Source organism: Nonomuraea sp. NPDC050783, from assembly GCF_040802095.1.
Lineage (GTDB): Bacteria > Actinomycetota > Actinomycetes > Streptosporangiales > Streptosporangiaceae > Nonomuraea.
Map to the genome: position 1 here is coordinate 1 of NZ_JBFAHK010000024.1, position 13,210 is coordinate 13,210.

Annotated in this window: 13 protein-coding genes; 3 read left to right on the forward strand and 10 right to left on the reverse strand. The window is 73.2% G+C overall.

Annotated elements, in window-relative coordinates:
- Positions 1–444: 444 nt before the first annotated feature.
- Positions 445–1,071 carry an isochorismatase family cysteine hydrolase gene (locus AB0H75_RS41220; protein WP_367805728.1) on the reverse strand — a complete coding sequence of 209 codons (627 nt, stop codon included), beginning with the start codon at positions 1,069–1,071 and terminating at the stop codon, positions 445–447.
- Between the two features lie 132 nt (positions 1,072–1,203).
- On the opposite strand from AB0H75_RS41220, the gene AB0H75_RS41225 reads away from it, so the two are divergent.
- Positions 1,204–2,175, forward strand: coding sequence for a GlxA family transcriptional regulator (locus tag AB0H75_RS41225; protein ID WP_367805730.1), 972 nt, complete (start codon positions 1,204–1,206; stop codon positions 2,173–2,175).
- Positions 2,176–2,184: 9 nt separating this feature from the next.
- Here the strand turns inward: AB0H75_RS41225 and AB0H75_RS41230 are convergent, their stop codons facing one another.
- Positions 2,185–2,745, reverse strand: a complete 561-nt coding sequence (locus AB0H75_RS41230; protein ID WP_367805732.1) for a TetR/AcrR family transcriptional regulator — start codon at positions 2,743–2,745, stop codon at positions 2,185–2,187.
- 99 nt (positions 2,746–2,844) lie between these two features.
- Here AB0H75_RS41230 and AB0H75_RS41235 point away from each other — a divergent pair, with 99 nt between their 5' ends.
- Positions 2,845–3,744 carry an NAD(P)H-binding protein gene (locus AB0H75_RS41235; protein ID WP_367805734.1) on the forward strand — a complete coding sequence of 300 codons (900 nt, stop codon included), beginning with the start codon at positions 2,845–2,847 and terminating at the stop codon, positions 3,742–3,744.
- A gap of 34 nt (positions 3,745–3,778) precedes the next feature.
- On the opposite strand, the gene AB0H75_RS41240 is transcribed toward AB0H75_RS41235, so the two are convergent.
- The 3 genes from AB0H75_RS41240 to AB0H75_RS41250 all read right to left on the reverse strand — a co-directional run bounded on the left by AB0H75_RS41240 (position 3,779) and on the right by AB0H75_RS41250 (position 6,266).
- The gene (locus AB0H75_RS41240) at positions 3,779–4,129 is read right to left on the reverse strand and encodes a VOC family protein (protein WP_367805736.1); all 351 of its coding nucleotides are present in this window, start codon (positions 4,127–4,129) and stop codon (positions 3,779–3,781) included.
- Between the two features lie 61 nt (positions 4,130–4,190).
- Positions 4,191–5,000, reverse strand: a complete 810-nt coding sequence (locus AB0H75_RS41245; RefSeq protein WP_367805738.1) for an SDR family NAD(P)-dependent oxidoreductase — start codon at positions 4,998–5,000, stop codon at positions 4,191–4,193.
- A 54-nt stretch (positions 5,001–5,054) separates the two neighbouring features.
- Entirely contained in the window at positions 5,055–6,266 is a 1,212-nt protein-coding gene (locus AB0H75_RS41250) for an MFS transporter (RefSeq protein WP_367805740.1), read from the reverse strand.
- Between the two features lie 148 nt (positions 6,267–6,414).
- Here AB0H75_RS41250 and AB0H75_RS41255 point away from each other — a divergent pair, with 148 nt between their 5' ends.
- Complete coding sequence (locus AB0H75_RS41255) at positions 6,415–7,071, forward strand: winged helix-turn-helix transcriptional regulator (RefSeq protein WP_367805742.1); 657 nt, start codon at positions 6,415–6,417, stop codon at positions 7,069–7,071.
- A 107-nt stretch (positions 7,072–7,178) separates the two neighbouring features.
- Here the strand turns inward: AB0H75_RS41255 and AB0H75_RS41260 are convergent, their stop codons facing one another.
- From AB0H75_RS41260 to AB0H75_RS41280, 5 genes are all read right to left on the reverse strand, one after another.
- Positions 7,179–7,328, reverse strand: a complete 150-nt coding sequence (locus tag AB0H75_RS41260) for a hypothetical protein (protein WP_367805744.1) — start codon at positions 7,326–7,328, stop codon at positions 7,179–7,181.
- A gap of 130 nt (positions 7,329–7,458) precedes the next feature.
- A complete protein-coding gene (locus AB0H75_RS41265) occupies positions 7,459–8,523 on the reverse strand; it encodes a GlxA family transcriptional regulator (protein WP_367805746.1) in 1,065 nt (354 codons plus the stop codon).
- A 171-nt stretch (positions 8,524–8,694) separates the two neighbouring features.
- Complete coding sequence (locus tag AB0H75_RS41270; protein ID WP_367805748.1) at positions 8,695–11,985, reverse strand: BTAD domain-containing putative transcriptional regulator; 3,291 nt, start codon at positions 11,983–11,985, stop codon at positions 8,695–8,697.
- Between the two features lie 104 nt (positions 11,986–12,089).
- Entirely contained in the window at positions 12,090–12,734 is a 645-nt protein-coding gene (locus AB0H75_RS41275) for an NADPH-dependent F420 reductase (protein ID WP_367805750.1), read from the reverse strand.
- Positions 12,735–12,784: 50 nt separating this feature from the next.
- Positions 12,785–13,129: a winged helix-turn-helix transcriptional regulator gene (locus AB0H75_RS41280; protein WP_367805752.1), complete on the reverse strand. Its 345-nt coding sequence runs from the start codon at positions 13,127–13,129 to the stop codon at positions 12,785–12,787.
- Between the last annotated feature and the right edge of the window lie 81 nt (positions 13,130–13,210).

Genomic DNA, 13,210 nt, shown 5'->3' on the forward strand with positions numbered 1-13,210 from the left:
AAGCCGGCGCGGATGTTGGCGTCCACGCCGTTGAACGACGTGGCGGCGACCTGGATCAGGACCTGCCCGGCGCCGGGGACGGGCTGTTCGACGTCCTCCAGGCGCAGGACCTCGGGGCCGCCGTATTCGTGGAAACGCACTGCCTTCATGGCGGGGCTCGCTTTCGCGGAGGAGAAGCTGCTTCGAACTCGAAGCAACTACCGAGAACCCTACCCCCGCTTCGAATTCGAAGCAAGTGGCGGGATCGGAGTGATCGGCCACGGCGACGACACCGGCGCCGTCTCGGGAGCCCTGCCGATTCCGGCGGTGCGCGGCTGCGAAGGTCCGGCGACCGGCCGGCGGCCCTGCCCGCGCCGCGTCCGGGCGGGCCGCCGGGTTCAGGCACCGGGTTCAGGCACCGGGTTCAGGCACCGGGTTCAGGACGCCGGGTTCAGGACGCCGGGTTCAGGACGCCGCGAGGGCGGCGACGACGTCGCTGGCCGGCACGACCGCCTCGGCGTACAGGGGGCCGTTGAGCTCGACCGCCGCGTGCAGGTGCTCCTTGGTGAAGGCGGCGGTGGCGTCCTTGACCAAGGTGATCGCGTACCCCAGCTCCATGCCGTAACGGCCGGTGCTCTCCACGCAACCGGGGGCGGTCATCCCGGCCAGGATGACGTCCTCGATCCCGTGCTGGCGAAGCTGCTGGTCCAGGTCGGTGGCGGCGAACCCGCTGATGCCCCAGTGCTCGGTGCAGACGATGTCGCCCGGCCGCGGGCCGAACTCCGGGTGCCAGCCGCCGCCGAAGGTCCCGTACTCGTAGAACCTGCCGTCCCGCACCACCCGGTGCGCGCGGCTCATCCGGCGCCAGCCGTCGAAGTCGCCCGGCCGCCAGCTCCGGTGAGGGGCGACGAACACCTGGACTCCGGCCTGGCGGACCGCGGCCAGGAGCGCGCGCAGGTTCTCGTGCAACCCGACCGACTCGGCGACCTCCCTGACCCGCGGCCAGAGCCTGCCGCCCTCGCTGAGGAAGTCGTTGTACGGATCGACCAGGACCAGCCCGGTGCGGTCGGCGCGGTACGTCAGCGTGCTCATGAAGTTCCGTTCCCCCTCGGTCGTCGCGTCGGCGTCACGTCGGCGTCGCGTGGTCGAGCCTGGCGGACGGCGGGGGAAGGCGGCCAGTGACCCGAATGCCACTTATCGCGGGTTTTGTGCCACGATGCTGCGGTGGCCCCCTTCCGTCGCGTCGCCGCGTACGTCCCGCCGCACGCCGCCACGCTCGCCCTGGGTATGACCAGCGCGCTGTTCCGCCCGCGCGACGGCGTGAGCGCCTTCGACCTCGCCCTGTGCGCCCGGCGGCCCGGCCCGCTGATGACCGATCTCGGCGTCCCCGTCCTCGTCGAGCACGGCCTGGAGGCGCTGGCGGCGGCCGACCTGATCCTGGTGCTCCCCGGCGCCGGGCCCGCCGTGCCGCCCGGCGACCCCGTCCTCGGCGCCCTGCGCGCGGCCCACCGGCGCGGCGCCACCCTGGCCGCCCACTGCCTGGGCGTGTTCACGCTGGCCGCCACCGGGCTGCTGGACGGTCGCGAGGTCACCACGCACTGGCAGTACGCCGGCGAGCTCGCCGCCCGCCACCCGGACGTCGTGGTCCGCCCCGAGTCCCTCTACATCGACCAGGGCGCCCTCGTCACCGGAGCCGGCGCCGCCGCCGGCATGGACATGTACCTGCACCTGATCCGCCGCGACCACGGCGCCGTGCTGGCCAACGCCCTCGCCAGGCTCCTGGTCACGCCGCCGCACCGCGACGGCGGCCAGCAGCAGTTCATCGCCGCGCCGGCACCGGCCGACGGCACCGGCGAGCGGCTCGCCGACGTCATCGCCTGGGCGCGGGCGCACCTCGACCGCCCCGTGACCGTCGACGAGCTGGCGGCCCGCGCGCTGATGAGCAGGCGCTCCTTCATCCGGCACTTCAAGGCGGCCACCGGCGCCCCTCCCCACGCCTGGCTCCTGGCCCAGCGCCTCGACCGGGCCGAGGAGCTGCTGGAGACCACGGACCTCACCATCGAGCAGATCGCCGGCCGGGTCGGCTACCGCAGCGCCGCGGTGTTCCGCGAGCAGTTCGCCCTGCGGCGCAAGCTGACCCCGAGCGACTACCGCCGCACCTTCAGCCGCCGCACGGCACCACGATCCGGAGGGTGAGGAACCGGCTCAGGGCCGGCGGGCGAGGCCGTCCAGGCAGAGCGCGACGAGGCGGTCGGCCGCGGCGGCCGACAGGTCCTCCCGCAGCGCGGCGGCGGCCGTGGTCAGCGCCGTGATGTCCGCGCCGGTCGCGTCGGGGCGCAGCGTGCCCGACGCGCGGGCCAGGGCGACCAGGCGCTCGCCGGTGCCGGCCATGCGCAGGCAGGACTCGTGCAGCTCCGACGCCTCGTCGTCCAGCCCCCCGGCCAGCAGCGCGGCCAGGCCGCTGTAGGTGGAGGCGTGCTCGGTCACCGCCCGGACCCACGTCGCCAGGGCGCCGGGAGGGTTGTCGGCGACGAGCCGGTCGCCCAGCTCGAACAGGGCCTCGTTGCGCTCCCTCAGCAGGGCGCCGACCAGCGCCCGGCGCGTCGGGAAGTGGCCGTAGAGGGTGCCGATGGCCACGCCCGCGCCCCGCGCGATGCTCTCCAGGCTGGCGCCGATCCCGCGCTCGGCGAAGGCGGCGTCGGCCTCGGCCAGCAGGCGCTCGTAGTTGCGCCGGGCGTCGGCCCGCGGCCGGCGGGCAGTGCTCATCGGTCCTCTCCCCTTGAAATCGAGGGTGCCTCAAGATAAATTTCGAGGCACCCTCAGTTTAGCGTCGCGGGCCTGCCGCGCGCACCGGGAAGGACGTCCATGATCCTCGTCACCGGAGCCACCGGCTCCATCGGCGCTCACCTCGTCCCGCTCCTGCTCGACCGCGGCGTCCCGTTCCGGGCGCTGGTCCGGGACGCCGCCCGGGGACGAGCCCTCGGCTGCGACCACGTGGTCGGCGACTTCGACGACCCCGGCTCGCTCGCCACCGCCATGCGGGGCGTGGACCGGCTCTTCCTCAACACCCCCGGCGCCCAGCCGGTGAGCGGCGGCGAGCAACCGATGATCCGCCGGCAGCGGGCGGCCATCGACGCCGCCCGCGCCGCCGGGGTGAGCCGGGTGGTGAAGGTCTCGGTCCGGCACGCCCACCAGGGCGGGCGGCTGGCGGAGGGCGCCCACTGGGAGATCGAGCAGTACCTCAAGGCGTCCGGGCTGGGCTGGACGATCCTGCGGCCGGGCCCGTTCATGCAGAACTTCGTGACCGGAGCGGGCACCTTCACCGCCGAGGGCGGGCTCGTCGGCGCGTACGGCGACGCCGGCGTGTCCTACATCGACTGCCAGGACATCGCCGCCTGCGCGGCAGCGCTCCTGTCCGGGGCCCCGTCCGGGACGGCGGGCCTCGGCGAGACCCACGTGCTCACCGGCCCCCGGGCCCTCACCCACGCCGACGTCGCCCGCGAGATCTCCGCCGTCCTGGGCCGCCCCGTCCCGCGCGTCGATCTGTCACCGGACGAGCTGGCCGCCACGCTGCGATCCCAGGGCCTGCCGGCCGGGTTCGCCGCCGATGTCGCCGAGCTCTGCCGCGAGGTGGCGACGGGCTCCCTGGCGGCCACCACGACCGCCGTGCGGGAGCTGACCGGCCGCGAACCCCGCGCCTTCGCCCGGTTCCTGGCCGACAACGCCGGCGCGCTGCGCGACGGCCTGCTCGCCGCGACCGGCTGACCGAGCGGCCCCGGGCCCGGCGGGACGCCCGGTCTCAGGAGTCCTTCTTCCATTCGATGATCTGGAGGTAGTTCCCGTCCGGGTCGGCGAACGTGCCGAACCGGCCCTTCTCCCGGTCCTCGACCGAGACCCACTCCACGCCGGCCGCGTCCAGCCGGGCCCGCACGGCGTCGAAGTCGTCGACGTGGAAGTTGACGATCGCGCGACCCGGTTCGCCGTTCTTCGCCGCGACGTCGTCACGCCCGTCGATGACCAGCAGGAAGCCGCCCAGATCGATCGCGCCGTCGCCGGTGGACTCCGGCGCCAGCGTCTTGGCGTACCAGGCCCGCAGCTCGGCGGGGCGGGTCGTGCCGAGCAGCATGCTGCCGGGCTTCAGTGTCGTCATGTCGTATTCTCCTCGTTGGGTGATGACAGGTGGGGAAAGAAGTGCTCGCGGCCGGCGGGAGTCAGTCGACGAGCGCGCCGACGGACAGGTTGACGACCGCTCCGGTCATGGCTCCGGCTCGATCGGAGGCCAGGAACGCGGCCGTCTCGGCGATCTCGGAGAGCGTGGGCAGCCTCTTGAGCAGCGTTCCCTGCACCATTCCTCCGTCTTCGAGAAATTCCTGGACCGACTGCCCGGCAGCCGCCGCGGACGGTGCGAAGAGGTCCTTGGTGTAGGAACCCGCCGCCGGCGCGTCGACGACGGCGTGCGGGCGGATGTCGATGACCCGGACGTTGCCGGGCGCCAGCTCCGCGGCCAGGAGCCGCGAGAACGCCTCCTTGCCGGCCGCGCTCACGCCGTGCCCCAGGATGCCGCCCACGGCCAGCTTGGCGCCCGGCTCGGACAGGGTCAGGATGACGCCGGGACGCGTACGGCCCATGTGCCGCGCCACGGCCTTGCCGATGATGAACGACGTCCGCAGGAAACCGTCGATCGGCCGCATGAACTCCTCCAGCGACAGGTCAGCCAGCAGGGTTCCCTGGTCGTGCATGACGCTCACGGCGTTGAGCGCGATGTCGATGCCGCCCGCCGCCGCGACCGCGCCGGCGTGCTCCTCCACCGCCTGCTGGTCGAGGACGTCGACCTCCGCGGTCTCGGCCGTCCCGCCCGCGGCGGCGATGTCACGCGCCACGGCGTCGAGCCTCGCCCGCGTCCGCCCGGCGAGGAAGACCCTCGCGCCTTCGCGGGCGAACACCCGCGCGACGGCGCCGCCGATGGCGCCCCCGCCTCCGTAGATCACGGCGTTCCTGTCCTTGAGCAGCGGTTCGCTCATCTGTTTCCTCCAGGTGATGGGTTGTCCGGATGGTGGTGGTGCGGGCCAGGGTGGTCACGCCGTCGCCGATGCGGGCTCTGCCGCGTCCGCGCTCACCGGCGGCTTCAGGAAGCTGGTGGCCCAGGCCACCGGGACGGAGATCACCGCGATGATCAGGCCGGTGACCACCGCTGAGGAGGCGGTGAAGGCGCCCATCGCCACGCCGCCGGCGTACGAGCCCAGCGCGATGCCCACGTTGGCCGCGGAGGCGGGCAGCGAGGAGGCCAGTTGTCCCCCCGGGCCCGCCAGACTCACCACGCGGTACTGCATCGAGGGCACCATGCCCATGGCGAACAGGCCGAAGGCCACGAGCGCCGGCGCCGCGAGCACGGCGATCGAGCCGACAAGGTGGAGCGCCAGCAGCGAGGCCGCCACGCCGATGGAGCCGATGACCAGGGTGCGCGCGGCGTCGCGGTCGGCGAAACGGCCGCCGGCCAGCGAGCCCACCGCCGTGGCCACGCCGTAGGCCAGCAGGAACAGGCTGATCGGCGCGCCGGAGACGCCGGTGACGTTCTCCAGGAACGGCACGATGTACGTGAGCGCGGAGTACACCGCCGCGAACGCCACGATGTTCACGACCAGCGCGGCGAGCACGCGCGGCGCGAACGCGTACCTGGCCTGGCTGCCCGCGCCGCCCCCGCTGCCGGGCATGGACGGGATCAGCGCCAGGGCGGCGACGAGTGCGACCGCGCCGAGCACGGCGATCGCGGTGAACGAGCCGCGCCAGCCCAGCGCCTGGCCGGCCAGCGTGCCCAGCGGCACCCCCAGGGCGGTCGAGACGAACAGGCCGGAGACGACCACGGAGATCGCCCGGCCCATGCGCTCCGGGGGGACGATCGACATCGCCAGCACGAACCCCACGGCGACGAACAGGCCGTGCAGCGCTCCGATGGCGGCACGCACCGCGACGAACAGCCCGAAGCCGGTCGTCAGCACCGGGACCAGGGTGCAGACGACGACCAGGGCGACCGCGCCGACCAGGATCGTCCGCTTGTCCAGCCTGATCGTCAGCGCGGTCAGGATCGGGCCGCCGACGGCCAGGCCCGACGCGTAGGCGGTCACCAGGACGCCGGCCGCCGGGATGGAGACCCGGAGATCGGCGGCGATCACGTTCAGCAGGCCGACCACGAGCAGTTCGCCGCTGCCGAGCACGAACATCCCCAGGGACAGCGCGGCCAGGGCGAGATTCGTCCTGCCGCGGCTCAGCGCCACCGGCTGCGTGTTCATGGGCATCCTCCCGCCGCTCCTCCGGGACTCCCCCGGCGAGCCAACAGTAGCCACAGTTGGTTGAAAAAAACAACCAGAAGTGGTTGTAAGAGACAACCAAGCGTTGTGGTAGTTTCGGATCGGATCGGATGGAGAGGAGGGAGTGGCCGTGCCGACCAGCCGTAGCTACCGGGACTCCTGCGGGATCGCTCGGGCCCTCGACCTCATCGGGGAGCGGTGGGCCCTGCTGGTCGTCCGCGAGCTGCTCCTGGTGCCCCAACGCTTCTCGGAGCTGCGGCGCGCCCTGCCCCACGTCAGCTCGAACCTGCTCGCCGACCGGCTGCGCGAGCTCGAACGCAACGGGGTGATCCGCCGTGGACCGGCGCAGGCGGAGAGCCCGCAGGTCTACGAGCTGACCGAGCGGGGCCGGCGGCTCGAACCGATCCTGCTCGCTCTGGGCGACTGGGGGCTCGACGCCCCGGAGCCCCCGCAGCCGGCCGCGCTCAGCGCCACGTCCGTGCTGATCTTCCTGCGGCGCGCCGCCCGCCCCGACCCCGCCGCGCCGCCCACCACGTGCCGTCTCGAGCTCGACGGCCGGGTCTGGACGGTTCACCTGGCGTCAGGACGGGTTCAGGTGCGGCCCGGCGAGCCCGCCACGGCCGACGTCTCGCTCCGCGCGGACCCCCGGACGCTCAGCGCCCTGCTGGCCGACCCGGACGGCCTCGCGACCGCGTGCGCCGACGGCAGCGTCGCCGTCGTGGGAGACCTGTCGGCCCTCGACCGGCTTCTGCGGGCGGTCGGCGACCCGCGGCCCTCCGACCGGTAGGAACTCCCCGGCACTCCCCCCGTACATGCCGCTGCGGCCCCCGCGCGACCGCCCGGCCGGATCCGGGTCGGTGCGCGGGAGCCGCGGCGCGGATGACGCGCGCGGTGCTACATGTCGCGGTTGTCCGGCGTGACGACGGCAGCCGTGCCGCCCGTGGTGCCCTGCGCCGCATCCGCGCTGGCCGGTCCGGCGACGACGGCCGCGATCCCCCCGGCCACGAGCGCGGCGGTGACGGCGGTCATGAGAATGCGCTTCATTCATTCCTCCAGATAGTTACCCGGACAATGGTCGCCGCGAATTGTTTGTCCGGTCGAGAGAGAACGCTGCCGTTTTTTGCATTTATGCTGCCACTCGCCGGAAATTGGCCGGGGAATGCGAGGGGCGGCGTCATCGGGGTGATTGTCGCTCGTTCGCGAGCCGGTGGCGCAGCCGATAGTCGATCGGCGAGATGCCGTGACGCTTGACGAACTGGGCGCGGAGCGCGCCGCCGATGCGGAATCCCGTTCGTTCGGCGATTTTCTGGATCGACCAGGTGGTGGTCACCAGCAGTTCCTCGACGAGATCGAGCCTCTGCTCGGTCAGCCACGCGTACGGCGTCGTGCCCATCCTGGCCTGGAAACGGCGGGCGAAGGTGCGCGAGCTCATCAACGCCTGCCGGGCCAGGTCACCGACCCTCAGGGGCTCGTCCAGGTGGGTGCGTGCCCAGACGAGCAGCTCGTCCAGGCGCGCGTCCTCGTCGTCGACGGCCGACAGGGCGCCGGTCTCCGAAGGGCTGGGGACGTAGTGGGTCTGCCCGCTCTCGCGGCGCGAGGTGAGCATCCACTCCCTGGCCACGGCGTTGGACACGGCCTCGCCGTGCTCGCGGCGCAGGAGGTGCAGGCACATGTCGATGCCCGCGGCGGCACCGGCGCCCGTGACCACCTGTCCTTCGTCGACGTACAGGGCGCCGGCCTCGACGGTGACCGCCGGGTGCAGCCGGGCCAGGTGGGCGGCCAGGTGCCGGTTCGTCGTGGCGCGCAGGCCGTCGAGCAGCCGCGTCTCGGCCAGCAGGAGCGAGCCCGCGCAGTAGGCCGTGACGAGGGCTCCACGGGAGTACGCGTCGGCCAGCGCCTGCCTGACGGTCGCGGGCAGGGTCAGCGGACGGCGGTCGCCGGGCAGCACGATGATCAGGTCGGCGTCCGCCATCGCCTCGGGCCCGTGTTTCACCTGCATGCACATGCCGCAGTCGGTGTTCAGGACACCCGCCTCGTCGGCGCAGACGGAGAAGTCGAACCGCGGCAGTCCCATGTGGCTCCGGTCGGCGAAGATGCCGCTGACCGCGCTCAGCCCGAACGTGCTGACCCCGGCGGGGGCGTAGGCGACCACCGAGCGGAAGGGGGTGCGCGGTGTCCCGCCGGCCGGTCCGGGCGTCCGGCCCTCGTAGGACTGTTGCCGCAGCCAGGCTCGGTTCACGTGGGACCTCGATGGTGATCCATCCACGAACACCGTGAATTCTCCTTTTCCTACGCTCCAGGGGAGGCTGCCGAGCACCGGGGGGCGGCGAGCCTGGCAAGCCACATTCCTGCCACCCGGTGTCATCTCGGCGTCGTTCGGCTGTCGTCCGGGCCGCGGCGCCGGCCGGGATCACCTCTCCTGGAGGAGACGGCTGACGCGGGCCGCTTCGGGGCTGCCGGCGTCGGAGAACAGCGCGAGGGCCCGCCGCCGGTACGGAAGCGCGGCGGCGGCGCCCTCCTCCTCTTCCAGGGCGTCGCCGAGCGCCCGCAGGGCCCGGGCCTCGCCAAGCAGGTGCCCCGAGGCGCGATGCAGGCGGATCGCCTCGTCGAGCCGGCTGATGGCTTCGGCCCGCGCGCCGCGGGCCACGCCGACCTCGGCGAGCGCGGTCAGCGCGAGGCCCTCCAGCACGCGGAAGGAGCGGTCGCGGGCGATCGCGTGGGCCCGTTCGGCGTGTGCGGCGGCCTCCGCGAGGCGGCCGAGACTCCTGGTGGCCGTGGCCAGGCCGATGAGGCTGACCACTTCGGGATGGCAGTTGTTCCCCTGTTTCGACGCGTCGAGCGCCCGCTGCCGGTGTTCCAGCGCCTCGTGGTACCGGCCCAGATCGTGGTGGACCGCGCCCAGGGCGTTCAGGGCGGCCGCCTCCAGGAGCCGGTCCTCCAGCTCGTGGCTCATCGCCAGGGCCCGGGCACCGAGTTCGAGCGCTTCGCCGTGGCGGCCGAGATCGCCGGAGATGGCCGCCAGCAGGACCACGCACTCCAGCTCCACGCCGCGGTCGCCGGCCTGGCGGCTGAGGGCGATGCCCCTGTCGAGGTGCCGGGCCGCCTCGTGGAGCCGTCCCAGGCCGTAGGTGACGTCCCCGAGGTTGCACATGTGGGCGGCGTCGTCCTCGGACAGGCTCACGGCCTGCTTGAGGTACTCCAGGGCCAGCTCCAGCTCGCCGAGCTGGTTGTAGGCGACCGCGAGGTTGTTGAGATACATCTCCGCCACGGGCCCGTGGCCCGTCGACCGGGTGAGGGACCTGTTGAGGTGGTCGACCGCCTGCTGCGGGTAGCCGAGACGCAGGTAGGTGTTGGCCAGCCCGGTCAGGGCGAAGGCCCGGCAGTCCGGCCAGTCGATCTCCTCCGCGAGCGACACGGCGCGGGCGTACGACTGCATCGACCGTTCCGGCCCGTCCTGAAAGGTCTGGACGTTGCCCAGGCTGAGCTGCATCACCGCTTCAGCCGCGCGGTCACCCGCCGCGACAGCGGCGGCGAGCGCGACCTGGACGCAGGCCAGCCAGTCCCCCAGCCGTCTGCTCATCCAGAAGTGACCGCGTAACGCGTCCGTCAGCCGCCACACGATCTCCCGCTGACCGTGCCGGTGCGCGTCCTGGATCAGCGCCATCAGCGTGGCGTGTTCCGCCTCCAGCCAGGCCACGGCGTCCTCCGTGGTGTCGAAGGCCATCGGCTCGACGGTGCTCGCCGGCGGCGGGGGCGGCAACCGGACCCAGTAGTCGTGGAGGAGGCGGGCAGCGGCCAGAACGCTGTGCAGGTACCAGTCGTGCAGGCGGGCCCTGGCCCGCGCCGGCTCGCCGGCGCTCTCGTCGGAGCGGGCGCGCTCGGCGGCGTAGAGACGCAGCAGGTCGTGGAAGGTGTAGCGGCCGGGGACGTGCATGCGGATCAGGTGGAAGGAGGCCAGCAGGTCCAGTCCCCGCCTCGCCTCGGCTCTCGTGCAGCCGGCCTGGGCGGCCGTGGCCTCCACGGTGAAGTCCGCGCCGGGCATCAGCCCGAGCAGGCGGAACAGCTTGCGCTGCGGCTCGGGCAGGGCGGTGTAGGACAGGTCCAGGGTGGCGCGCACGGCTGCCGACTGGTCGCTCCCGGCCTGCAGGGCGGCCAGCCGGTTGCCCTCGCGGAGCTCGCTCACGTAGTCGGCCAGGCTCAGGTGCGGGTTGGCGTCGAGATTGGCCGCCGCGATGCTGAGCGCCAGCGGGAGCCGCGAGCAGAGCTCGCCGAGCTCCGTCTCCGCCTCCGGGATGCCGCGGAGGCGTTCTTCGTCCAGGAGCGTGGCCAGGAGGGAATGGGCCTCGTCCGGCGAGAACGGATCGAGGGTGACGCGGGACGCGCCCTCCCTGGCGGTCAGCCCGCGCAGCTGGTTGCGGCTGGTGATCAGCACCTGCGACGGCCCGCCCGGCAGCAGGGGGCGCACCTGCGCCTCGTCGCGGGCGTTGTCGAGCAGCATCAGGACGCGCCGCCGCGCCATCAGGGTACGCAGCAGCGCCGAGCGCGCGTCCAGGTCGGCCGGGAGCTGCTCCGCCGCCACGCCCAGCGCCCGCAGCAGCGCCTCCAGGGCGGCGGCGGGCTCGACCGGCTCGCCGGGACCGAAGCCGCGGAGGTCGAGGTAGAGCTGCCCGTCCGGGAAGTGCTCGCGGGCCAGGTGCCCCCAGTGGACGGCCAGAGCGGTCTTGCCCACCCCCGCGGTGCCGTCGAGGACGACCGGCCGCGGGGGTCGGCCGCCGGAGCCGGACAGGAGCTCGTCCAGCGTCGCGAGCTGGGCGAGCCGGCCGGTGAAGTGCGCGATGTCGGCGGGGAGCTGCCGGGGAGGCACCTGCTCCGGAGCGGGAGCAGACCCGGCACCCGGCTGGTCGCTCACGACGGTCGTGATCCTCGGCTCGGGAGGAACCAGCACGGCGCGATCGCCGACCAGGATGTCGTGATGCAGCTTCCGCAGCTCGTCACCGGGATCGACGCCCAGCTCCCGCCGCAGCACGTCGCTCACCGTGTGGTAGGCCCGCAGCGCCTCGGCCTGCAGGCCCGATCGATGGAGCGCGATCATGAGCTGGGCCCACAGGCGCTCGCGCAGCGGGTGGGCCGCCGTGGCCGCTCTGAGCTCGACCAGCATCTCCTCGTGGCGGCCCGCGCGCAGCCCGAGCTCGAACCAGCGCTCCAGCACCTGCACCCGCTGCTCGTTCAGCACCAGGACGTGGTCGCGATGCAGCGACTCCGAAGGCACGTCGACGAGGGCGGGGCCGCGCCACAGGGCCGACGCCCGGCGTAGCAGGCCGGCCTCACCGGCCGCGTCGCCGGCCTGGCGCGCCCTCTTGGCGCGGTTGACGAGATCCAGGAAGACGGTCGCGTCGAGGTCCTCCGCCGCCAGCCTGAGGACGTAGCCCTCCTCCCGCGTGTGGATCAGCTGCTGCCCGCCACCCTGATCGAGCAGGGTACGCCGCAGCCTGCCGATGTGCGTCTGTACGGCACCCCGCGCGTTGCCGGGGATCTCCCTGCCGTCCCACATCCGCTCGGCCAGCAGGTCGATCGACACGTGCTGGTTCGCCCGCAGGAGCAGGGTGGCCAGCGCGATCCGCTGCTTGGGTGCCGGCACGGCCAGCGGGACCCCTTCGCGCACCACCTCAAGGGCGCCCAGCACACCGAACCATGATCCCATGCCGGAACGATGCCACATTTCCCCAGAAAGCACGCGGGATTACCGGGCCGGCGTCCAGACGACGGTTCCCCGGAGGCCCGCGACGCCGGCCACGGCGGACCCGGCTACAGGCCGGCGGCGACGGGAGCGCCATCGACGAGGTTGAAGACCGTGTGCGGATCGCGCCCGCCGAACAGCAGCGAGATCACGACCGCGGCCATCGCCTCGAGATGGAGAGCCTGCTCAAGGCCACCGACCAGCAGCGGCTCGCCACCGATGTCGGCGATCAGCCGCCGCGTCAGGTCGTTGGCGGCGGAGTGGTCACCGCAGTAGGGCACCACCAGGCGGCGGCCGTCGAAGAGCGGCGGATCCATCTCCCATACGCGCGCGTGGCAGAGGTTGAACGCCTTGACGACGTGCCCGCCGGTCGCCTGCCCGATGTCCTGGGCCAACGACCGCCCGGCCTCCGTGACCAGGGTGAACTTCTCGGTCTCGACAGGGTTGTTGCAGTCGACGACGGGCTTGTCCCGCAGCGCGTCGCCGATCTCGGCCAGCGTGGCCGGCATTCCCTGGTAGAGGACGGCGATCAGCGCGACGTCCCCGAACTCGGCCACCTCCCTGAAGTCACCCGCGCGAGCGCCCCACTTGCGGGCCAGCGCCCGCGCCTTGTCCGCTGTCCGGCCGGCGACCATCAACTCGTGGCCGGCTGCCGCCCACCGGGTGCCGAGCGCGTCCGCCATGGCCCCGGCACCAAGAACACCGATTCTCATGCCGGCAACGCTAGGCGGCCGTGGGGCACCGGACGGTTCCCTGGCCGGCGTCAGGGGTGGTCGTCGCGGGCCAGATCCTCGGCGTGCTCCTCGGCCCATCGGGCGAGCGCCGACACCGGCCCGAGCAGGCTCTGCCCGAGCGCGGTCAGCCGGTACTCCACGCCTGGAGGCGCCGTGGCCAGGGCCCGCCGCTCGACGAGGTCGTTGCGTTCGAGCTTGCGCAGCGTCTGCGTCAGCATCTTCTTGCTGATCCCGCCGATCCGGTCGAGGAGGTCGCTGTAGCGCTGCGGGCCGCCTCTCAGCCCGAACACCACGACGACCGACCAGGTGTCGGCCACCAGGCTCAGCGTGGTGCGGGCAGGGCAGTCGGCGAGGAACACGTCGTACTCACTCACGCCAACAGGATCCCGCCTGTCACCGGTCTCGCGCACCCCCGGCGGGAGGGCTCGCGCAGAAAGCGCCCCACGGCGAGCACC